The sequence below is a fragment of the Streptomyces sp. DT190 genome (assembly GCF_049846985.1).
Taxonomy (GTDB): Bacteria; Actinomycetota; Actinomycetes; order Streptomycetales; family Streptomycetaceae; genus Streptomyces.
Genome location: NZ_JBNCNM010000016.1, coordinates 120,313 through 143,765, shown reverse-complemented (window position 1 = coordinate 143,765; position 23,453 = coordinate 120,313). Strand labels below are relative to the sequence as shown.

Sequence of the window (23,453 nt, the reverse complement as noted above, 5' to 3'; positions counted from 1 at the left end):
TGCGCCGCACGAGGCACCGTGTCGCCCCGCCCGCTGTCCTTGCCACCCGCGCCGCGCCGCCTCATCAGGTGACTCCCGCCCCTGCCGCCCGCCCGTCCGCCCGAGTACGGATCACCCACCAGTGGAGCTGAGCATGTCCACCCCCGAAGAGCGCGTCGTCGCCGCGCTGCGCGCGTCCCTGCTCGAGAACGAGCGCCTTCGCCGGCACAACGAGGAGCTCCTTCGGACGGCGAAGGAGCCGATAGCCATCGTCGGCATGGCCTGCCGCTACCCGGGTGACGTCACCGGTCCGGACGATCTGTGGCGGCTGGTCGACGCCGGCGTCGACGCCATCTCCCCGTTCCCCGCCGACCGGGGCTGGGACACCGAGGACCACACCGGTCCGGCCACCACGGACCAGGGCGGGTTCGTCACCACGGCGACCGAGTTCGACGCCGGGTTCTTCGGCATCTCACCGCGTGAAGCGCTGGCCATGGACCCTCAGCAGCGGCTCGTCCTGGAGGCGTCCTGGGAGGCGCTCGAACGGGCGGGCCTCACCTCCGCCTCCGTACGCGGAAGCCGGACCGGCGTGTTCATCGGCTGCAGCAACCAGAACTACGGCGCCCACACAGGTGAGGAACTGCCCGAAGGAATCGAAGGGCACCTGCTCACCGGCAACGCGGCGAGCGTGGTGTCGGGCCGGGTGTCCTACGTCCTGGGCCTGGAAGGACCGGCCGTCACGGTGGACACCGCGTGCTCGTCGTCGCTGGTGGCGCTGCACCTGGCGGTCCAGTCGCTGCGGTCGGGCGAGTGTGACCTCGCGCTCGCGGGCGGTGTGACGGTGATGTCCACACCCGACGTCTTCACCGAGTTCAGTCGTCAGGGCGGTCTGGCGGGTGACGGCCGGTGCAAGGCGTTCGCGGAGGGTGCGGACGGTACCGGCTGGGGTGAGGGTGTCGGTGTGCTGCTGGTGGAGCGGCTGTCCGATGCGCAGGCGAACGGTCATCGGGTGCTGGCGGTGGTGCGCGGTTCGGCGGTGAACCAGGACGGTGCGTCGAACGGGTTGACGGCGCCGAACGGTCCGTCGCAGCAGCGGGTGATCCGCGCGGCCCTGGCGGATGCCGGGGTGTCGGCGGCGGACGTGGACGCGGTGGAGGCGCACGGGACGGGCACGCGGCTGGGTGACCCGATCGAGGCGCAGGCGCTGCTGGCCACCTACGGACAGGACCGCGAAGTCCCCCTGTATCTGGGGTCGGTGAAGTCGAATCTGGGTCACACGCAGGCGGCCGCCGGTGTGGCGGGTGTGATCAAGATGGTGGAGGCGCTGCGGCGCGGTGTGCTGCCGGCGACGCTGCACGTCGACGAGCCCTCTTCCCGGGTGGACTGGTCGGCGGGCGAAGTACGGCTCCTGACCGAGCGGCGCTCATGGCCCGACACCGGCAGCCGTCCCCGACGCGCCGCCGTCTCGGCGTTCGGCGTCAGCGGTACCAACGCTCACGTCATCCTGGAACAGGGTCCCGCACCCGCGGTCACCGAGCCGCCCGCCTCCTTGACGGGCAGCGAGCCGACCGTCTGGCTGCTCTCCGGCCGCAGCGAGGAGGCTCTGCGCGCCCAGGCTCGTAGCCTCCGCGCCTTCGCCACCCAGCACCCGGAAACACCGGCGGCCCTCACCGGACTCGCCCTCGCGACGACCCGCACCCACTTCGAGCACCGGGCTGTCGTCGTCGGCGGGTCCCCGCGTCTCGTCGACGCGCTGGCCGAACTCGGCTCCGGGACCACGCCGAACGACGTCGTGATCGGCCGGGATCGGGGCGAGGCACGCCAGGCGTTCCTGTTCTCGGGTCAGGGTGCGCAGCGCGCGGGTATGGGGCGTGAACTGTACGAGGCGTTTCCGGTGTTCGCGGAGGCCTTCGACGCGGTGTGCGCGTACGTGGGCGGCGGGTTGAAGGATGTCGTCTTCGGTGACGATGCGGAGCGTCTGGCGCGTACGGAGTGGACGCAGCCGGCGTTGTTCGCGGTCGAGGTGGCGTTGTTCCGGCTGCTTGAGTCGTGGGGTGTGCGCCCGGACTTTGTCGGCGGGCACTCCATCGGTGAGATCGCTGCCGCGCATGTGGCCGGGGTGCTGTCTCTGGAGGATGCCTGCACGCTGGTGGCAGCCAGGGGCCGGTTGATGCAGGCGTTGCCCGAGGGCGGCGCCATGATCGCGGTGGAGGCCGCTGAGGACGAGGTGCTGCCGCTGCTGGCCGGGCGTGAGGTGTCGGTGGCGGCGGTCAACGGCCCCCGCGCCGTGGTGATCGCGGGCGACGAAGCGGCTGTGTCCGAGGTCGCCGCCGAGCTGGCCGGACAGGGCCGCCGCACGACCCGCCTGCGCGTCTCCCACGCCTTCCACTCGCCGCTGATGGAACCGATGCTGGCGGAGTTCCGCCGGGTCGCCGAAGGCATCACCTACGCCACCCCCGCCCTCCCGGTCGTCTCGAACGTCACCGGACAGCTCGCGGCCGAGGGGGAGTTGACCACCGCCGACTACTGGGTCCGCCACGTCCGCGAGGCCGTCCGGTTCGCCGACGGCGTCACCGCCCTCGCGGCGGAAGGCGTCACGCGGTTCCTGGAGATCGGCCCGGACAGCACCCTCACCGCACTCGCCCGGAACTGCCTGCCCGACGCGCACGACTCACTGTTCGTGCCCGTTCTGCGCAAGGACGACTCGGAGCGCGTCGCCGTTCTTCGGGCGGCCGCACGCCTGCACGTCGACGGCGGTGAGGTCGCCTGGCCCGGCGTGCTGGGCGACCGCGACGGGACACCCGAGGTGGAGCTGCCCACCTATCCCTTCCAGCGCAGCCGCTACTGGCTGGGGCCGAAGGACTCGGCCAAGGACGCTCCGACAGGCCCCGCCCGCGCCTCCGCGGTCGTCGACGCTGCCTTCTGGTCCGCCGTCGAGCGGCAGGACGTCACCGGCCTCGCCGCGGATCTCGACCTCACGCCGGAGGCGCTCGACGCGGTGGTCCCCGCGCTGTCCGACTGGTACCGGCGCCGGCAGGACCAGGCGGAACTGGACGCCCTGTGCCATGAGGTCTCCTGGCGCCCTCTGACAAGCGACGACATGGTGCCCGTCGCCGCATCTGTAGCATCCCGCGTGGACCGCTGGACGATCCTCGCACCGAAGGACCCGGACCCCTCGGTGCGGGCGCTGGCGGACGAACTCGCGGAGGGACTGCGCACCCAGGGACTGGCGGTACGGATCTGCCAGGTCGACGCCACGGATCCGGAAGCCTGCGCCTCAGCCGTCCTCACCCCCACCCCCACCCCCACTGCGACGGACACGGCGGGAGCCCCGCAAGGGGCCGAAGCCCTGCACGGCATCCTCTCCCTGCTGGGCTTCTCCACGTCGACGGACGCCGTCGTCGCAACGCTCACCGCCGTGCAGGCGCTGGCCCGGGAGGTTCCCGGCGCGAGGCTGTGGGCGATCACTCAGGGCGGCGTCGCCGTCGGCGGCCAGGACCGCATCACCCGACTGTCCCACAGTGCCGTCTGGGGACTCGGCCGGGTCGCCGCCCTGGAGCACCCGGACCTGTGGGGCGGCCTGATCGACCTCCCCGCGCAGACGGATCACCGGGTATGGACCCGACTGGCGTCGGCGCTGACGCGCCTGAAGCCGGGCGAGGACCAGGTCGCGCTGCGTTCCCACGGCATGTTCGGACGCCGGGTGAAGCCCGCCGCGCCGCTCGCAGCGCGCACGGCTTCCGTCGCCGACGCCGGCTGGACACCGGGTGAGGGCGCCGTGCTCATCACCGGCGGGACCGGCGCCCTGGGTGCTCAGGTGGCACGCTGGGCCGTCCAGCGGGGCGCCCGTCACCTCCTCCTGGTCAGCCGCCGGGGCGAACAGGCTCCCGGCGCCGCGGAACTCCGCACCGAACTGGAGCAGTCGGGCGCCCGCGTGACCATCGCGGCCGTGGACCTCTCCGCCCGCGAGCAACTGGCCGCCCTCCTCGCGGAGTGCTCCGTCGACGCGGTGTTCCACGCGGCCGGGGATCTGGAGGACGGGACGGTCCTCACCACGGATGCCGACCGGGTGCGGCGCGTGATGGGACCGAAGGCCGAGGGAGCGCTGCTGCTGGACGAACTGACCAGCGGCACCGACCTCACCGCGTTCGTCCTGTTCTCCTCCCTGGCCGGAACGATCGGCAGCCCGGGGCAGGGCGCGTACGCGGCCGCCAACGCGGTGCTGGACGCGCTGGCCGAGCGGCGCCGCGCCGAGGGCCTGCCCGCGACGTCCATCGCGTGGGGCCCCTGGGCGGGCGCCGGCATGGCCGCAGTCGCCGGCGGCCGACGCCGCGGACAGGGAGCAGTGACCCCGCTCCCTCCAGAGACAGCCCTGTCGGCGCTGGGAGCGCTGATCGACGCCGGAGCCGTCACCCGGCTCGTCGTCGCGGCCGACTGGAGCCGCTTCGTGCCCGCGTTCACCACCTCGCGGCCCAGCGCACTTCTCACCCCGCTGAGTCCGGTGCCGACCGCCTCCCCGGGCCGGGCCGCCGTCCGCGACGCCGGAGAGACCACGGCCGACCTGCGCCTGCGCGTCAACTCCCTGCCCCGCGAGGCCGGACAACGTCTGGTCCTGGACGAGGTGCGCGAGCGTGCGGCGGCCGTCCTCGGCCACGCCGGGACGGAACAGGTGGGCCCGGACCGGGCGTTCCGCGACCTCGGCGTCGACTCGCTGATCGCGGTGGAACTGCGCAACGTCCTGGCGGCGGGCTGTGGAGTCACGCTGCCGGCCACGGCCGTCTTCGACCACCCGACCCCGCAGGACCTCGCCGCTCACATCTACGGCGCACTGCGCGAGGACACCGACACCGCCGTCACGGGCACCGTCTCCGCGGCCGCCGTCACCGACGAGCCGGTGGCGATCGTCGGGATGGCCTGCCGTTTCCCGGGCGGCGTCGACTCGCCGGAGAGCCTGTGGGCGCTGCTGGAGGAAGGGCGCGACGGCATCACCGACTTCCCCGCCGACCGCGGCTGGACCGGCCTGGACGCGCTCTACGAACACTACGCACGCACAGCGGACGGCACCGCGGACGCGGACTACGTGCGCCTGGGCGGTTTCCTGGAAGATGTCGCCGGGTTCGACGCGGAGTTCTTCGGTATCTCGCCGCGTGAGGCGTTGGCGATGGATCCCCAGCAGCGGTTGTTGCTGGAGTCGTCGTGGGAGGCGGTGGAGCGGGCGGGGATCGATCCGAGGTCGCTGCGCGGGGCTCAGGTGGGTGTGTTCACGGGTACCAATGGGCAGGACTATCCGGCCTTGTTGGGTGTGGCGGAGGGTCACTTCGGCGGGTACGTCGGCACGGGCAACGCGGCGAGCGTGATGTCCGGTCGTCTGGCCTACGTCCTGGGCCTTGAGGGTCCGGCGGTCACGGTGGACACGGCGTGTTCTTCCTCGCTCGTCGCGCTGCACATGGCGGTGCGGTCGTTGCGGTCGGGGGAGTGTGATCTGGCGCTGGCCGGTGGTGTGACGGTGATGTCGACGCCGGGTGCTTTCGTGGAGTTCAGCCGTCAGGGTGGTCTGGCGGGTGATGGCCGGTGCAAGGCGTTCGCGGAGGGTGCGGACGGTACCGGGTGGGGTGAAGGCGTAGGGGTACTGCTCGTGGAGCGGCTGTCCGATGCGCAGAAGCATGGTCACCGGGTGCTGGCGGTGGTGCGCGGTTCGGCGGTGAATCAGGATGGTGCGTCGAACGGTTTGACGGCGCCGAACGGTCCGTCGCAGCAGCGCGTGATCCGCGCGGCCCTGGCGGATGCCGGGGTGTCGGCGGCGGAGGTGGACGCGGTCGAGGCACACGGCACCGGTACGCGGTTGGGTGACCCGATCGAGGCGCAGGCGCTGCTGGCCACCTACGGCCAGGACCGCGAAGTCCCCCTGTTTCTGGGGTCGGTGAAGTCGAATCTGGGTCATACGCAGGCGGCCGCCGGTGTGGCGGGTGTGATCAAGATGGTGGAGGCGTTGCGGCGCGGTGTGCTGCCGGCGACGCTGCACGTCGACGAGCCGTCCTCGCGGGTGGACTGGTCGGCGGGCGCCGTGCGACTGGTCACCGAGCGCCAGGAGTGGCCGTCGGTGGACCGGCCCCGCAGGGCGGGTGTCTCCTCGTTCGGGCTCAGTGGCACCAACGCCCACATCATCCTTGAACAAGCCCCGCCGATGGAAGCGCAGTTCAGTCCGGACGCCGACGGCGTGTTGGTGCCCTGGCTCATCAGCGGCCGGAGCGAGGCGGCTCTGCGTGCCCAGGCCGGCCGACTCCTCGCTGCTGTGGAGGAGCTGCCCGCGCCCGGTCTGGCGGAATTCGCGGGGGCGCTCGCGAGCTCCCGGTCGTCGTTCCAGCACCGTGCCGTGGTGATCGCCGCTGACCGGGACACGTTCGTCCGCGATCTGCGCGCCCTGCACCTGGGCGGCGAGCCGGGCGCACACACGGTCACCGGCGAGACCCGCCACGGTCGCACGGCGTTCCTGTTCTCGGGCCAGGGTGCGCAGCGCGCGGGTATGGGGCGTGAACTGTACGAGGCCTACCCGGTGTTCGCGGATGCCTTCGACGCGGTGTGCGCGCACGTCGGCGCGGAGCTGAAGGACGTCGTCTTCGGTGACGACGCGGAGCGTCTGGCGCCTACGGAGTGGACGCAGCCGGCGTTGTTCGCGGTCGAGGTGGCGTTGTTCCGGCTGCTTGAGTCGTGGGGTGTGCGTCCGGACTATGTGGGTGGGCACTCCATCGGTGAGATCGCTGCTGCGCATGTGGCCGGGGTGCTGTCCCTGGAGGACGCCTGCACGCTGGTGGCAGCCAGGGGCCGGTTGATGCAGGCCCTGCCCGAAGGCGGCGCCATGATCGCGGTGGAGGCCGCCGAGGACGAGGTGCTGCCGCTGCTGGCCGGGCATGAGGTGTCGGTGGCGGCGGTCAACGGCCCCCGCGCCGTGGTGATCGCGGGCGACGAAGCGGCTGTGGCCGAGGTCGCCGCCGAGCTGGCCGGACAGGGCCGCCGCACCACCCGCCTGCGCGTCTCCCACGCCTTCCACTCACCCCTGATGGAACCGATGCTGGCCGACTTCCGCCAGATCGCCGAAGGCATCACCTACACCACCCCCGCCCTCCCGGTCGTCTCGAACGTCACCGGACAGCTCGCGGCCGAGGGGGAGTTGACCACCGCTGACTACTGGGTCCGCCACGTCCGCGAGGCCGTCCGGTTCGCCGACGGCGTCGCCGCCCTGGCGGCGGAAGGCGTCACCCGGTTCGTCGAGCTGGGCCCCGACGCCACCCTCACCGCCCTCACCCGCACCGTTCTCGGCGACGCCACCGACCCGGTCTGCGTGCCGTTGATGCGCCGCGACGTGGCTGAAGAACTCGCCCTGGTGCGCGGACTGGCCGCCTTCCACGTGAGCGGTGGCAGCGTCGACTGGACGGCGTTGCCGGTCATGCGTACGCAGGCCCACGTGGACCTCCCCACGTACGCCTTCCAGCGCACCCGGTACTGGCCCGCTGCCGACGCGCACGCCGCCGCATCGCGCATGTCCGCCGCGTCGGCCTCCCGGGTGTCCTCCCGGGCGACCTCCACGGACGGGGCCTTCTGGTCGATCGTCGAGCAGGAGAGTCCCCAGGACCTGGCCGGCCGTCTCGGGGTTCCGGAAGACGCTCTGGAGACCGTGCTGCCCGCCCTGGCCTCTCTGCGGCGTGAGCATGCCGTACGCGAGGAGGTCGACCACTGGCGGTACCGCGTCGACTGGGCGCCGGTCGACGCGGGAGCGGCCGGGCCCGTGCCGGGACGCTGGCTGCTGCTGCAGCCGTTTGGCGACGCCGCGCCCCTCGAAGGGCTGGAGGAGTTCGTACCGGGGCTGGAGCGCGTGGACTGCGGGGTCCGGGACCGTGAAGGGCTGACCCGTCTGCTCGGTTCGGTCGTCGAGGGGGAGGCGCCGGCCGGCGTGCTCTCCTGCCTGACGGGCGGCGCGTCCGGTGCCGGCGACGGCGCTTCCGGTGTGGTCGCCGCCGTGGCGGACACCATGGCGCTGGTCCAGGCACTCGGTGACGCCTCCGTTCCCGCGCCGCTGTGGGTGGTCACGCACACCGGCCCCGGGCCGGGCGACGCGCCCGAGGACCCGGCGCAGGCCGCTGTGTGGGGTCTGGGACGGGTGGCCGCGTTGGAGCATCCCGACCGGTGGGGCGGGTTGATCGACGTGTCGCACCGGGCGAGCCGAACGGAACTCTCTCGCCTGGCCTCCGTTCTGGCGCGAGCCGACGAGGACCAGGTGTCCTTGCGTGGCACCGCGGTGTACGCGCGACGCCTGCGCCCGGCCCTGCCCGCCGGCACCGTGTCGGCCGGCGACTGGACGGCTCCGGCACGGATGCTGGTCACGGGCGGCACCGGTGCGCTCGGCGGCCGGGTCGCCCAGTGGTTCGCCGAACACGGCACCCGGGAACTCGTCTTGACGAGCCGCGGTGGGTCCGCCTCGCCCGGCGCCGCCGATCTCGTGGCGCGGCTGCGCGCGGCCGGAGCGCAGCGCGTCGACGTCGTGGCGTGCGACGTCGCCGAGCGCGCCGAGGTGGCCGACCTGCTCACCGCCCACCGGGTCGACGGCATCGCCCACGTGGCGGGCGTCCTGGACGACGACCTGATCGACGCGATGACGTCGAAACGCCTGGAGCACGTGCTGCGGGCCAAGGCCCTGGGGGCGGTGCACCTGGATGAGCTGACGCGGGGGTGGGCTCTGGAGGCGTTCGTGGTGTTCTCGTCGATCGCCGGTGTGTGGGGGAGCGGCGGTCAGGGCGCCTATGCGGCTGCCAACGCGTGCGCCGACGCGGTCGTGAGGGCACGTCGCGGGCGGGGCGAGGTGGGAACCTCGGTGGCGTGGGGCCCGTGGTCGGGCGGGGGAATGGTGTCGAGCGAGGCGGCGGTGGAGCTGCGGCGTCGCGGGCTGCGGGTGATGGAGCCGGCCCGTGCCCTTGTGGGACTGGGGCGTGCGATGGAGGTGGCGGACGGCACGGTGGTCGTGGCGGACGTGGAGTGGGAACGGTTCGTTCCCGCGTTCACCAGCCGCCGGCCCAGCCCGTTGCTGACCACCCTCCCGCAGGCGGCGGCTGTGACGGACCAGGGAGGCACTCCCGAGCAGCACGGCGGCGGCGGAGTCCGGCCCGCACTGGTGGAACGGGTGATGTCGCTGCCTGACGCGGACCGGCCGGCCGCCCTCCAGCACCATGTGCGGCAGGTCGCGGCCGTGGCGCTCGGGCACGCCGACCCGGGCGCCGTGCCCGCGGACCGGGCCTTCCGCGACATGGGATTCGACTCGCTGACGGCCGTCGAGCTGCGTGACCGGCTCACGAAGGACACGGGACTGCGACTGCCCTCGACGCTCGTCTTCGACCACCCCACCCCCGCCGCCCTCGCCCGCCACCTGGACGCCGAACTGACCGGCGGGGGCGGGACGGTGACCGGCATGCTGGCCGATCTCGAGACCGGCATCGCGCGCATCCTCCAGGCAGATCCGGACCGGGACGCGCGCACGTTGCTGGGTACCCGGCTGCGGGCGCTGCTCGCGGAGGTCGAGGGCGTGCCGGCCGACGAGACGGACGCGGGCGGTGCCTCGCTCAGCGACCTCCTGGAGGAGGCGAGCGACGACGAGTTGTTCGACCTCATCAGTCGCGAACTGGAGCAATAGGCGGCAGGCCCGGGGCGGCGGACGACCGCCTCGGGCACACGTGCCGGCGGCCGTACCAGTAGGGATGGTACGGCCGCCGCTTCACCCGAGGTGAGGGCCGGAGCCCGGCTCGGTCGGTCGCGGTCCGCGCCCGCTGCGGGAGCCGGACCGCCATGTGGCTACTTGATGAACTCCGGCAGCACGCGAGGCGGCCACTGGCCCACCGTCAACATGCCCATCGAATGGGCGCGAGCCACCAGCGCGGCCCGGTTGGGGGCCTTGAGCTTCCGCAGCATGAGGCCGACGTGGTACTCGACGCCCTGTCTGCTGAGATAGAGCTTGGCGGCGAGCTGCACGGTCGAGGCGCCCGCGGCGACGCCCTCCAGGACCTGTGCGTCGAGCTTGCTGAGCAGCCGCTCGCGGGGGATGCCGACCACGTCCTTCACGTCCGTGCCGTCCGCCTCCGTGTCCGGCCGTACCTGCACGACGATTCCGGCCAGGCGTCCGGTGCTGTTCTGCACGGCGATGCCGGTCAGTTCACCGGAGAAGATCCGGCCGGCGTTCCCCAGGCCGACCATGCGCTCGGCGAAGCGCTGGGAGCGGCCCTCGGCGAGCCGGGCGAAGTGACGGTTGAGTACGGTAGGGGCCGAGGGGTGGAGCAATTCGTACAAGTTGCGGCCGCAGGTGTCGGCCGAGGTGCGGCCGAACTGGCGCGAGAAATTGGGTTCCGCGGCCACGATGTGCATGTCGGGATCTATGTGGGCCGTGTAGAGGCGTCGATTACTCAGTGCATGAGCTCGGTTCTCCTGGGTATTTCTGTGGGCGCCCGCAAGATGCGGCGGGGCGATCCTGTCCCTGTTGTGCGAGACACTAGCTGCGTGCGTGGTCACTGCGACGCACCGTCTTTCTGCGTTCAGATGTGGGGGATGCCCGTACCACCTGGGAGCGCATCTGATCACAGGTGGTACGAACTCGGCCGGGTCGCGGTCACTGACCCGCCGAGTTTTCTCTGATCAACTGCGGGAGAGCCTAGGAATGTCCCTACAGACCGGTCAAGCAAACCTTTGCGTGGCGCCAAAACACTGTGGTTCGGTGGTTCGGTGGTGCGGCCCGTGAGGGTCCACGGGGTCCCGCCCGAACGGCTGACGCCCGGCCTGACCAGCCAAGTCCTCGCCGAACGGTCGCGTTGCGGCTGCTCCCTCCCGTCGTCTCCGTGACGACGACGGCCGACCGGTGGGAACACCCGAGGCGCCGGTCCTGCCCGCGTGACCGTTTGCCTCCCGCGGACGCCCGTTTGCTGCCCGATCGCGCGGCGGGCAGGGGAACGGGGGCGGACCGGTACGCGTCACGAGTCCGGTGTTTCGCCGAGTTCCTCGAGGGCTCGGGCAAGATCCGGGCGGCCCGGGATGCCCAGCTTGCGGTACGAGTTCGTCAGATGCTTTTCCACCATGCGTGAACTCGTGCCCAGCCTGGCTGAAATCGCCGAATTGCTGAGACCGGTCGCCGCAAGCTCCGCCACTTTGCGCTCGGACGGAGTCAGCAGGTCCGTTCTGGAGGAAGTCCGGGGAGTGCGCTCGTCCCTCTTCTGTGCGATTGCCCGAGCCAGGGAGTCGGCTCCGTTGTCGACGGCGAGTTCGTGCGCCCGTTTGAGTGCGGACGCGCGCCGTCTGCGGTCCGTTTCGGGGTGGGTGCCGAGGGCGTACAGCGCCTGGCACAGTTCGTGCGTGTTGCTGCCCTTCTCCAGCACCTCGACGGCCTCCTGCAGCAGCGTCACGCCCTCCCGCCCCCGGGAGACCCTGCCCAGGGCCACCAGGGCGCGTCCCAGCCTGACCGGAGCGCCCCAGGCGCGGGAGCGCTCCACCTCCAGGAGCGCGGCGGCCACCGCCTCCTCGTGCTCGCCGAGACGGTGGTGCATGAGGGCGGCGCAGGACGCCCAGGGGACTGCGACCGGGTTGTGCCAGCCGATGCGTTCCGCGCGCTGGCCCGCCGTCCGGAAGTGGACCAGCGCGGTGCGGGTCTCGCCGCGCCCGGCCGCGAGGGTGCCCCGGGCCAGGTGCAGCAGGGCGGCCAAGTGCTGGTTCTCGACGTGCAGTCGGTGCCGGGTGAGGATCTGCTCCGCGAGGTGCGGCTCCTCGGTGTGGAGGGCGACGATGGCCAGGACCGCGGCGCAGATGGTCGGCAGGCCTCCGCTGTCGGGCCCGGCCAGCGCGTCGGCCTGGACCACCTTCTGCCGGGCGTGCGCCAGCCGGCCGTCGGCGAGCGCGACCAGGGCCTGCTCCGCGCGGATGACGGCCTGCTCCACCTCCCCGCCCCTGCGCTGGGCGAGCAGGTGAGCCTCGCGCAGCCAGCGGGCCGCGCCTTCCGTGCGGCCGGCGCCGGCGAGGATGTTGATGGCCAGCGGCATGGTGCTGTGGACGTGTTCGGGGGCGGGGGGCTCACGCTCCAGCAGCCGGGTGCACAGCGCCGTCAGCTCCTCGGCGGAGGCGGAGTTGGAGACGAACGCGATGTGCATGAGGGACGTCACCAGCTCGCGTTCCCCGGTCGTTCGCAGGGCGGGGGAGGGGCCCAGCGACCGGAACCGCCGCAGGGCCCGCTGCGCATGGGCGGGGTCCTGCGCCGACAGCACGTGCTCCCGGGCCTCCAGGCGCAGTGCGAGCTCTCGTTCGATCCAGTCGTCCGGCTCGGACCGGCCCAGTTCCTCGGTCACGGCGCGCCGGACGGCGTCGATGCGGAACGCGGCGGGGTCCATCAGCAGCGGACCCAGCCGGGTCACGGCGTCGGCCCGCTCCCGTACCGACTCCAGCAGCGGTACGGCCTCTGCGACGTGCCGCAGCGAGGCGGCGGAGGCGAAGCTGCGCTCGGCCGTCGCGAGGTCGACGAGCAGCCGGGCGCGGTCGTGGTCCGTCGGGGAGGTGTCCAGCAGCGCGCGTCTCAGGTAGCGGGCCGCGTCCCGGGGCGAGCCGCGCCTTACGGCGCTGTCGGCGGCGGTCCGCAGGATCTCCACCGCCTGCGGGCCGTGCAGGGTGATCACCGACATGAGCTGTTCCGCGGCCAGCTCGGCCGGATGGCCGGTCCGGTGCAGCAACTCGGCCGCCACACCGCGCATGGCGGTGCGCTCGGCCGCCGGCATGCTCTCCTCCAGCAGGTCCCACAGCAGCGTTTCGGGGATGAGGGAGCCGGAGCGCTCCGCCACGAGTCCGGCGAGCCGCAGGACGTCGACGGCCTCCGCCCGCCGGGGTTCGTCGATCTCGGCCAGACGGGTCATCAGTTGCGGGTCCGCGACGGCGTCGAGCACGGTCAGCGCGTAGGCGACGCGCCGGATGTGGTCCGGCTGGGAGCGCAGGAAGGCGGCCAGGCGCCGGCGCGCCCGTTCGGGACGGAGCGCGGCCGCCGCCGCGGCGCCGGCCTCGGTGGGCTGGAGCGCCTGGTACTGCGCCTCGTCCACCAGGGCCGTCACCAACAGCGGGTTCCCGCCGCTGCGTTGCAGCAGCGTGTCGACGAACGCGCCGTGGGGCGGTGTGCCGAAGGCCTCCTCCACCAGCAGGCTCACGCTGTCGCGGCCGAGGGCGGCCAGTTCCACCGTACGGTCCGCCTGCTCCAGCAGTTGCCCGACGTGGTCCCGGGCGCCGCGGACGTCGCCGGGCAGGACGGACAGGACGAACAGGACGCGGTTCTGTCTTCGCCGTGCGAGGGACGGCGCCAGCGCCAGCAGGGAGTCGGTGTCCGACCACTGGAGGTCGTCCACCATCACCACGACCGGCTGCCTGGACGCCATGGACTCCAGGAGGGTGGTCAGCCGGTGCGGCGCCTGCTGGAAGGCCACCGTGGACCACGGGGGGACGGGACCGGCGACGGGCGGCGCCGCGGCGCACGCGGAGACCGCCGCTTCCCGCAGTCCGCGTCCCTGCTCGTCGGCCGGCACGGCTGCCAGGACGGAGTCCACCAGTTGCCGTACGACGCCGAGGGTGTAGGTCTCCTCGGCTGCGGCCGCCTGGGCCCGCAGCGTCAGGAACCCCTCACCGTGCGCGTGTGCCGCCACCGCCTCCAGGAAGGTCGACCGGCCGATCCCCAGTGGGCCCCGGACGACCAGGAGGGAACCCTCCCCCTCCGCGGCGCGGCGCAGTGCCGACGTCGTCCGCGCCAGCTCGGACTCGCGCTCCAGCAACAAGGCGGTGGCCCTCCTTCGATGGTACGGGCCGTCGGCCACCGCCCGGGGCGTGGCCGGACGGGACTCCGTGAGCGTGACGCGGGGTGCCGGCAGTGCGCGAACAGCACCCGCGAGGGAGCCGATGCCCATGCGCACGGGAGCCCCTGCGGCTCCACCCCGAAAAAGCGTTCATCACTGCTGTCAAAACCTTTGGGGAGGAGCAGATCACAGCGACGCGCGAGGCAGCAAGGGGGCTCGGGCCACAGTGGTCCCCCTTGCGGGCGCCGGAAAGTGAACAGCCATCACCTCAGGTGTGACGGGCGCGTAAGCGGAACGCTCCGAGAAAACGGTTTCCGGTAGGGGGCGAGGAGGCATGGACTGCCCGACCGCCGCCGAGGGACCGTGCCGACCTGTGACTTCACCGTGCCGGACGCCCGCGAAGCGATGCCGGTCCTTCGCGGGCGAGAAAGCGCCCAAGGGAAGCGGAAGACCGGGTCGGGGCGGGTGGAAAAGTGTCGGAACGCACATTGCGGTAGGGCAGGAAAAGCGGCGCTGCCGGCCGGTGGGACGGACGGGTTACCCGCCACCTCTACTACGCGATTCCGTCCGACGGGAGGGCCCGCCCCGGAATTGACAGCAACACGACAGAAACGCGGCGGCGCGGTAGGGCCGCCGGCACGGCGTCCACCGGGGTGCCGTGCGGTCCACCCCGGCGGACGGCTCATGCGATCACATCCGGCTGCCCCCGCCGTGGACGTCCGCCGACTCCATGGCGTCGCGCAACTCCCGCCGGCCGGACAGATCGAGCTTGCGGTACACGGACGTCAGATGGACCTCCACGGTCCGCTGGGTGACGAACAGGGTCTCCGCGATCCACGCGTTGGAACGCCCGTCCGCCGCCAGACGGGCCACCTGGGCCTCACTGCGGGTGAGGGCCGCCAGCCCCCGGGACACGGGCCGGCGCGGACGGGCACCCGTGGCCAGCAGCGCCCGGTGGGCGACCTCGTGCAGCGGGCGGGCGCCGAGCGCGTACGCCTCCTCCCACCCCTGCCGCAGCACCTCCCGGGCCGCCTTGCGGTAACCGAGCTCGTGCAGCGCGCGGCCCCGGGCGACCTTCACCCGTGCCGTCAGCAGAGCCGCCCTCGTCCCACCGAGCGCGTCCTCCGCCTCCTCCAGCAGCCTCACCCGTTCGTCGGCGGCGGCCGTCGCGGCCCACAACTCCAGTCCGGTGCCCAGGGCGAGACGCAGCCGCGCCGACCGGGCCCCGGCGACGGCCTCCTCGGCCAAGGCGCGGGCCGCGCGCTGGTCACCCAGGGCCAGGTGCGCCCGGCCGGCCCAGTACCACCAGGGCGAGACGGCCGGGTTGGTGCGCTGCCAGGCCTCCTGCCGGCGTCCGCACTCCCGCAGGTCGGCCAGCGCGCGCTCGGCGTCCTCCTGCGCCAGCCGGAGCCGGCCGCGGGCGCACAGCAACTCGTTCCACTGCCACGCCTCGCTCCCGGCCGGATCGGGCACACGCCCGCACAGCTCCTCGGCCTCCGCCAACTGGCCGCGGTCCAGGAGCGTGTGCAGCCGCACGGACAGCGGGAGCGCGTCGTGCGCGTTGGCACGGGCCACGGTGGTGCCGCGCAGCGCCTCGGCGGTGTGCCGCAGCGCGCTGTCGAGGTCGCCGAGCCGTTCCTGCGCCTCGGCGCTCAGCGCGAACAGGTTGGGGTGGATCTGGCCGAGCAGCGGGTCGGTGCCGTCGATCAGCTGGCGGTAGACGTCCTGCGCCTCGTACGGCAGGTCGGCGTACAGCAGCACCGACGCGGCGATCGTGAGGAAGGCGGGGGAGTTCTCGGTCGGGCCGCTCCGCCCGGTGATCCTGAGTGCCGCCGCCACCGATTCCGCCACCCGGTCCATACGGGCCACCGAGATGACGGCCCGGGCGGCGAGCAGCGCCCGCTCCGGGGCGGTGTCGCCCGGCAGGGCGAGGTCCATGGGCACCGTGTCGAGCAGCCGCCGGTAGGCGGCCCGGTCGACCGTGGCGGCCATCAGCAGCTGTGCCTCCAGCAGTTGGACGCTCTGCGTCCCCAGGGGCAGCAGGGCCGGGTCCGAGCGGTACCGGTCGAGCAGATCGAAGGCACGGTCCATCCGCCCCTGGCGGGTCAGCGCGTCGGCGAGGGTGCTGACGGCCTTGAACCGCAGCTCCGCGGAGGTCGTCCGGTCGAGGGCCGCCGTCAGGTGCCGGACACTGGCCTCCGGGTCCAGCCGCGCCTCGGCCGTGCCCAGTTCGATCAGCAGCCCGGGGTCGCAGTCGTCCGCGGCACCGTCCGGAACGCAGGACCGCAGGAACATGACCGCCGTGCCCGGCGAGGCGTGCAGCATCGCCTCGCGGGCCGCTTCCCGCAGGACCGTCGTGGCCCACGGCTGGGTCGCTGTGGCGGGGGACCGGCACAGGTGGTCGGCGACGTCTCCCGCTCCCGCGCCGATGTCGTGCAGCAGACGGGCCGCCCGGCCGTGCGCGGCGGCGCGCTCGTCGTCCGGCAGGTCGTCGAGGACGGCGCGGCGCACCAGCGCGTGCGTGAAGGCCCAGGTGCCCGCGGCGTGATCGCCGTTCACCAGCCCCAGGGAGCCCAGCACCAGCAGGGACCGGTCGAAGGAGGCGGCGTCCACCAGGGCCAGACGCGCGCACAGTTCGTGGGCGGCCCCGTCCCCCAGCACCGCCATGGCACGGGCCGCGTTCACCGTGGCCGGCGCCTGCCGGTGCAGCAGACGCACCACCCGGGCCCCGAAGGCCTGCATGTCCTGCTCGCTCACCGCGCTGAGTTCGGCGCCCGTCAGCGGCAGGTCCTCCGCGTTGAGCGTCCGGATGAGCCGGGTCGCCAGCAGCGGGTTGCCGTGGGTGGCGGCCAGACACGCCTGCTGGAACGCCGCGTCGGTCTCGGCTCCGGTGAGGCGGCGGGCCAGCAGGCCGATGCCCGCCCCGGTGAGCGGGCGGGGCCGCAGCACCCGGCAGGACGCGAGCGTGGTGATCTCGGCGAGGGCCGGCGCGTCGGAACCGCTGCGGCCCACGAGCGCCAGCAGGACCGGCAGGCCCGTCAGCCGCCGCGCGGTGTGCGCCAGCAGGCGCAGGGAGGCGGGGTCGGCCTCGTGCGCGTCGTCCACCGCGATCAGCAGCGGAGTCCGGGCGGCGGCACGCCGGATGACGTCGTGCAGCCGCGTCAGCACACCGAACGAGACGTCCCCGACGTCGTTGTCGCAGCACAACAGCGCGGGTGGCCGTCGGTCCGCGAGCCCGTAGGCCACGGACTGCCCGGACTCGGCGCTGTCCGGCAGGCCGGACAGCAGGGCGTGCGCGGTACTGAGCGGCATCCGGTGCCCGTCGGCGGTCTCCGCGTGAACGACGCGCAGGCCCAGGCCGCGCGCTTCGGCGACCAGGGCCCGCAGCAGGGCCGTCTTCCCGATGCCGACCGGGCCCTCCAGGACGACGAGGCCGGAGCGTCCCGCCGCGGTGCGTCGCACCAGCTCACCGAACAGGGCGAGCTCGCGTTCCCGCTCCACGAGTGGCGGGGGCTCCGGGGAATCGTGACCCTCCGAGGCAGCGATCATGACCGTGTCCCTCTCTCCCGGTGCTCCCGGCGTCGCAAGGCATCCCACGCACCGGGGCCGCCGTGGCCGGCGGTTGCCGGCGCGCGCCCGGCGGTCCGGCCGGACGGCCCCTGCGCTGGTCGCCATCTTGGCTCAGACCAGCACGGCCGTCGTCGCCGACTGCCCTTCCCGCCCGGAGCGGTCCGTCCCCACTGTTCCCCCGGCGCAGGGGTGTGCCGCCCGGCCACCCGCCGCACTCGCCCACGGCCGCTCACCGTACCGCGCACGCGACCTCACCCCGCGCGGCCGGAGACCGCGCGCGGGTGCAGCCGCTCCTGCCAGCGCGGGGAGCGGGCCAGGTCCGCGTGCTCCTCGGACAGGCACAGGTACACGTCCCGGCCCCCGTCCTCCTGCGGCGTCGGGGTGACGTGCACGGTGGGGACCGGCAGGTCCGGGAACTCGTACCAGAACGGCTGCCCCGCGCCGAGGTCGATCCGGTACAGCGGGAAACGTGACCAGTTGTTGACCGACAGGGACGTCTCGGACACGTCGAGGGCGTGTACCGACATCACGTGCCGGGAGACGCCGCGCCGGCGGTAGGAGCCGAGGAAGGCGATCTCGTCGCGGAGCTTGTCCTCCGTGTTGCTCCCCAGGCACCGCCGCACGTCGCCCGCCACCGCGCCCAGGGACCGGCCGCGCAGGTCTCCGGCCGGCAGCGACGTCCAGCTCTTGGTGACGCAGTTCCCCCAGTACGACGACGGCAGGGCGCCGCCCAGCACGGACTGCGCGCCGACGACGAGGCCCAGCCACTCCACCGCCTCGTCCGGGTGCCCGCGCAACTCGCCCAGCACGCGCCACAGATGGGCCGTCAGCACGTCGTTGGTGGACACCCACGCGCCCGGGTCCGTCAGGGCGCCCAGCGCCTCGCTCTTCATCGCGGCCAGCTCGGCCGCCTCGAACCGCGTGGTGACGGTGGCGCGTTTGCGCAGCCCCGGGCGCAGGGTGCTCAGCAGACGCCGTGTCCGGCCCACCCCGGCGAACGCCCGGTTGTCCCGCGTCTCCGGACGGTCCGACAGCCGGCCGAGCGCCTCCAGCGCCCCGCGGTCGTGGCTGGGGGCCTCCCAGGGCAGTCCGAGGTGCTCTCGCGACCAGCTCTCCAGGAAGGCGAGGGTGCTGCCGCCGTCCGCCAGACTGTGGTTGACGAGGACGCCGAGCACCGACCCGCCACCGCGCATCTGCGTGAGCCGGATCTTCAGCAGGGGAGTGTCCCTGTCGACCACACCGAAGGGACTCACCTCGCGCAGCACGTCCCCGATGACCGGCTGCGCGCGCAGCAGATGACCGTACTCGCGCATCGGCTCGGGACTGGACGCCTCGGTGAAGCGCACGCCCGCGTCGTTGCAGAGCACGCTCAGTCCGCCGTCGGCATCCCGCAGCAGCCGCCCCGCCAGCAGCGGGTACCGCAGCAGCGTGCGGGCCAGTGAGTCGCGCAGCGCCGCGCCGTCGAGCGTCTTGCGGTAGAAGAACGTCAGCGGCGTGTACCAGGGACCGGTCAGCAGGTCGTAGGGGGTGAGCCGGACCCGGTCGCCGTCGGCCGTACCGGCCCGCACCGTGTGCACGCTCTCCACCCGGCTGTCGACCACCGTCCGGAACGGCGGCGTCTTCCTTCTCGCCACGGCCGCCTCAGTCCCAGGCCACCAGCAGCCGGTCCACGCCGTAGTGCACGGCGCGGTCCCGCAGCGGCACCTCCTGGGCCGGCTCCGCCAGCCGCAGGGTCGGGAACCGCTCGAACAGCGCGCGCAGCCCGATCCGCAGGCTGGCGCGGGCCACGTGCTGGCCCAGGCACTGGTGCGCGCCGAAGCCGAGTGCCAGGTGCTTGCGCGGCACCCGGGTGACGTCCAGCCGGTCCGGGTCGTCGAAGACCTCGGGGTCGCGGTTGGCCGCCGGCAGCGACAGCACCACCGTCTGGCCCGCCCTGATCGTGGTGCCGCCGATCTCCACGTCCTCCAGCGCGCACCGGCTGGATCCCATGTGCGAGATGGTGAGGTAGCGCAGCAGCTCGTCGACCGCCCCCTGCGCGTACAGCTCGGGCCGCTCCCGCAGCAGGGCCAGCTGGTCGGGGTGCTCCAGCAGGGCGAAGGTGCTCAGCGACAGCATGTTCGGCGTGGTGTCCAGCGAACCGGCCAGGGTGAGCACGGCCATGTTGACCAGCTCCTCCTCGGTCAGTTCACCGGTCGCCGCCAGCCTGCCGAAGAAGTCGTCCCCGCGCTCGGCCATGCGCGTGCGGATCATGGGGCGGATGAGGGCGTCCATCGCCTCCACGTGGTGGATGAACTCCTCCAGCGTGTAGGTGAGCGCCATCAGTACCGAGAAGTGCTCCTGGATGCCGTCCATCAGCTCCGGCTCGACGTCCATCAGCGAGCACGTCGAGCGCAGGCCGACCTTCTCGGCGAAGGCGGTCACCAGATCGGCCGGCGAGCCCTCGGCCGCCATCTCCTCCAGGGCGTCGTCGACGATGCGGGCCAGCCGGGGCTCGTGCCGCTGGACGTTGCGCAGCGTGAAGTGGCCCGCCAGCAGCCGCCGGTACTTGGTGTGCTCGGGCGCGTCGGTCTTGGCGAAGGAGCCGGGCGGCGAGGGCTGCGGCGCGTACTCGGTCATCGGGAACGGCGGGGCCACGACGTGCGCGAGCAGTTCGTTGCGGTGGCTGAAGCGGTCGTCGGCGAGGATCTGGCGGACCAGGTCGTGCCGGGTCACCAGCCAGCCGGAGGGGTCCTTCGGCGCCACCTGGAAGGTGATCGGGCTGACCGGCTCCTCGGCGCGCAGCCGGGCGTAGGCGGCGGGCGGGTCGAAGGGGCACGTGCCGCGCTCGGAAGGGATGACAGGCGGATCGGGGCGGGTCTTCATGGGATCACTCCGTCGCAGGGCGAGGATGGCGTGCGGGCAGGGCGGGTGGTGCGGGGGGACGTCAGGCGCGTTCCACGCACAGCGGCAGGTGCCGGGCGCCGAAGACGTTGGTGCCGTGCCACGAGAGCCGGACCGTGGGGTCGACGCGGATGTCGGTGAAGCGGTCCAGCAGGGCCTCCAGGGCGATCCGGCCCTCCAGCCGGGCCAGCGGGGCCCCGATGCAGTAGTGGATGCCGTGACCGAAGGCCGCCTGCCGGGCGTTGGCGCGGTCCGGGCGGAACGCGTCCGGGGCCTCGAAGACCCGCTCGTCGCGGTTGGCGGCCAGCAGCCACAGGTGCACCAGCGTGTCGGGGCCCACCTCCAGGCCCGCGACGGTCGTGGCGGTCGTGGTGACCCGCTCGATCCGGGTGAACGGCGGCCGCAGCCGCAGCGTCTCCTCGATGACCGCGGGGATCAGCGAACGGTCCGCGCGCACCTTCGCCAGCAGGTCCGGGTCGGAGTCCAGGCAGATCAGCGCGTTGCCGACCAGTACCGACGTGGTGATGTGCCCGGCGAGCAGCAGGAGCGTGGCGAAGCTGGCGATGTCCTCGTCCTCGAGGCGTTCCCCGTCGACCTCGGCGCCGACCAGGGTGCCCAGCAGGTCCGCTCGGGGTTCCTCGCGCCGGGCCTCGATGAAGCCCTGGAGGTAGGCGGTGATGGTGACCGCGGTCTCCTCCATGCGGCGCACGCTCTCGGGGTCCTCCGGATCGGTGGACAGCAACTGGTCGGCCCAGCCCTGGAACAGGTCCCGGTCCTGCGTCGGCACGCCCAGCATGCGGGCGATGACCGTCACCGGCAGCGGGTTGGCCAGCGCGTCCACCAGGTCGAAGCGGTCCCCGGTGACGGCGTCCAGCAACTCGCCGGTCAGCTCCGTGATCCACGGTTCCAGCCCGGCGATCAGACCGGGCGTGAACGCCTTGCTCACCAGCCGGCGCATCTTCCCGTGCAGCGGCGGGTCCAGCAGCAGGAGCGTGCCGCGCGGTGCCTTCTTCTCGCCGCCCGACAGGCGGCCCACCGTGTCCGAGGAGAAGGTGGCGGGATCGGACAGCACCTGCTGCACGTCGGCGTGCCGGAAGACGTGCACGTGACCGGAGTCGTCCCGCCAGGCCCGCTGCTCCTCGCGCATCCGCGCCGCCCACGCCAGCAGGGTGGCGCCGCCGTCCGGTTCGACGGACGGCGCGCGGCCGGGCCGGGGGGCCGCCGCGGGCGTAGGGTCGAGCACGTCCGAAGTGCCTTGCTGCGCCACCCGGATTCCCCTTTCACGACAGTGTTCGTACGGTCGCTCGCGTCCCGCGTCGCGTCCGCGGCCGTCCCGGCCACGGGCACCACGACGGCCGGTCCGGGAGCGCGCTGCACCAGGCACTGGTGGTCGGCGCCAACTGCGTTCCCACGGGCCGCCGTTGCTGCCGGCCACTCCAGCACGGCCGCGGCGTGCCCGGCCAGCGGCGCCGCCGCACTCTAGGGATTTTCCGAGTACCCGCCGGTCACCTCCGCCCCCGGAGCCAGGCGCTCCGCATCAATCACTGGAGGAAACCCCAGACAGCGCCGCTCCGCGCGCCCCTTCGCCCCGGGACGCCCCCAAGATGGGCACGACCCGGCACACGTGACCGGACCGACCGGCGAACAGGGGGCGGCATGGACATCACCATCGATCACGACCGGTGCATCGGCGCCGGCCAGTGCGCGCTCGTCGCACCCGCCGTCTTCGATCAGCGCGACGAGGACGGACTCGCCGTACTGCTCGTCGACCGGCCCGGGAGCGACCAGCACGCCGCGGTGCGCGAGGCGGCCGAGTCGTGCCCGCTGGGCGCCATATCCGTACGTGAGGACCGGGAGCCGACGGACTGAGGTCCGTCGCGCACCGCCCGCGCGGCCACCGACGAGGAGAGAAACGAATGCGCGTCCTGTTCGCCGGCTTGCCGGAGAAGTCGCACGTCTACACGATGGTGCCGCTGGCCTGGGCCCTGACGGCCGCCGGGCACGAGGTGCTGATGGCCAACGCCCCGTCGCTGACCGAGGCCATCACCGGCGCCGGCCTGGTCGCCGCGCCGGTGGGCGACGACCACGACCTGCACCGCGACATGGCCGTCGCCCGCGACTCCCAGGACGCCGACGTCGCCAACTGGAGCCACCTCGGCTACGGCGACGTCGACCACGCCGGCCTGGTCGACCGCTACAGCATCAGCGTCCCCTACGGATTCGCCCGCTACAACGACCCGATCCTCGACGACCTCGTCGCCCTCGCCCGCGACTGGCGGCCCGACCTCGTCGTGCGGGACCCCATCGCCTACGCGGGCGGCATCGCCGCCCGGGCCTGCGGTGCCGCCCACGCCCGTCTGCTGTGGTGCGCCGACGTCTACGGCCGGGCCCGCGCCACCTTCGTCGAACTCGCCCGGGACATGCCCGAGGAACAGCGCGTGGACCCCCTCGCCGACTGGATCGACGAGCGGGGCCGCCCGTACGGCGTACGCTGCGACGAGGAGCTCCTCAACGGGCAGTTCACGCTCGACACCCTGCCTCCGAGCCTGCGCCCGGCGACCGACCTGCGCACCGTCTCCATGCGGTACGTCCCCTACAACGGCCGTGCCGTGCAGGAGGACTGGCTGCGCGAGGAGCCCAAGCGGCCCCGGATCTGCGTCACCCTGGGACGCACCAACACCGAGGCGTACGGCGGCGACTACGTGGGCGTCGAGGACATCCTGCGCTCCCTGTCCCGGCTCGACGCGGAGATCGTCGCCGCGCTGCTGCCCGAGCAGACCCGGCGCCTGGGCGAACTGCCCCCCAACGTACGGGCCGTCAGCGGCGTCGCCCTCAACACGCTGCTGCCGGGCTGCGCCGCCGTCGTCCACCACGGCGGCTGGGGCACCTTCTCCACCGCCCTGGTGAACGCCGTGCCGCAGCTGGCACTGTCCACCCTCGTCGCCGACCAGGAACTGCGCGGCCGGTCCCTGGAGGAGGCCGGCGCCGGATTCTTCCTGCACCACTCCGAGAGCGACCCCGACCGGGTCGCCGACCTCGCCCGACGGCTCCTGGACGACCCCTCCCACGTCGCCGCCGCCCGCCGGCTGCGCGACGAGTCCGCCGCCATGCCCAGCCCCTACGACGTCGTGCCGGAGCTGGCCGGCCTGGCCACGGGCAACTGAGGCGCGCCGGCCTCAC

The 23,453-nt window shown here is 73.2% G+C and carries 9 protein-coding genes; 3 read left to right on the top strand and 6 right to left on the bottom strand.

The window, feature by feature from the left end; genetic code table 11:
• Nucleotides 1–133: 133 nt before the first annotated feature.
• Nucleotides 134–9,658, top strand: a complete 9,525-nt coding sequence (locus ACPXCS_RS26385; RefSeq protein WP_425951088.1) for a type I polyketide synthase — start codon at nucleotides 134–136, stop codon at nucleotides 9,656–9,658.
• A gap of 158 nt (nucleotides 9,659–9,816) precedes the next feature.
• Here the strand turns inward: ACPXCS_RS26385 and ACPXCS_RS26380 are convergent, their stop codons facing one another.
• The 6 genes from ACPXCS_RS26380 to ACPXCS_RS26355 form a co-directional block, all read right to left on the bottom strand.
• Entirely contained in the window at nucleotides 9,817–10,527 is a 711-nt protein-coding gene (locus ACPXCS_RS26380; protein WP_425951089.1) for a LuxR C-terminal-related transcriptional regulator, read from the bottom strand.
• A 455-nt stretch (nucleotides 10,528–10,982) separates the two neighbouring features.
• Complete coding sequence (locus ACPXCS_RS26375; protein WP_425951090.1) at nucleotides 10,983–13,805, bottom strand: AAA family ATPase; 2,823 nt, start codon at nucleotides 13,803–13,805, stop codon at nucleotides 10,983–10,985.
• A gap of 708 nt (nucleotides 13,806–14,513) precedes the next feature.
• The gene (locus tag ACPXCS_RS26370; protein ID WP_425951091.1) at nucleotides 14,514–17,372 is read right to left on the bottom strand and encodes an AAA family ATPase; all 2,859 of its coding nucleotides are present in this window, start codon (nucleotides 17,370–17,372) and stop codon (nucleotides 14,514–14,516) included.
• A 272-nt stretch (nucleotides 17,373–17,644) separates the two neighbouring features.
• Nucleotides 17,645–19,027, bottom strand: a complete 1,383-nt coding sequence (locus tag ACPXCS_RS26365) for an acyltransferase (protein ID WP_425951092.1) — start codon at nucleotides 19,025–19,027, stop codon at nucleotides 17,645–17,647.
• A gap of 7 nt (nucleotides 19,028–19,034) precedes the next feature.
• Nucleotides 19,035–20,255: a cytochrome P450 gene (locus ACPXCS_RS26360; protein WP_425951093.1), complete on the bottom strand. Its 1,221-nt coding sequence runs from the start codon at nucleotides 20,253–20,255 to the stop codon at nucleotides 19,035–19,037.
• A 61-nt stretch (nucleotides 20,256–20,316) separates the two neighbouring features.
• On the bottom strand, nucleotides 20,317–21,540 hold the full coding sequence (locus ACPXCS_RS26355; protein ID WP_425951094.1) for a cytochrome P450: 1,224 nt from the start codon (nucleotides 21,538–21,540) through the stop codon (nucleotides 20,317–20,319).
• Between the two features lie 389 nt (nucleotides 21,541–21,929).
• On the opposite strand from ACPXCS_RS26355, the gene ACPXCS_RS26350 reads away from it, so the two are divergent.
• Both ACPXCS_RS26350 and ACPXCS_RS26345 read left to right on the top strand, forming a co-directional pair.
• Complete coding sequence (locus tag ACPXCS_RS26350) at nucleotides 21,930–22,142, top strand: ferredoxin (protein ID WP_425951095.1); 213 nt, start codon at nucleotides 21,930–21,932, stop codon at nucleotides 22,140–22,142.
• 47 nt (nucleotides 22,143–22,189) lie between these two features.
• A complete protein-coding gene (locus ACPXCS_RS26345) occupies nucleotides 22,190–23,437 on the top strand; it encodes an activator-dependent family glycosyltransferase (protein WP_425951096.1) in 1,248 nt (415 codons plus the stop codon).
• Nucleotides 23,438–23,453: the final 16 nt, after the last annotated feature.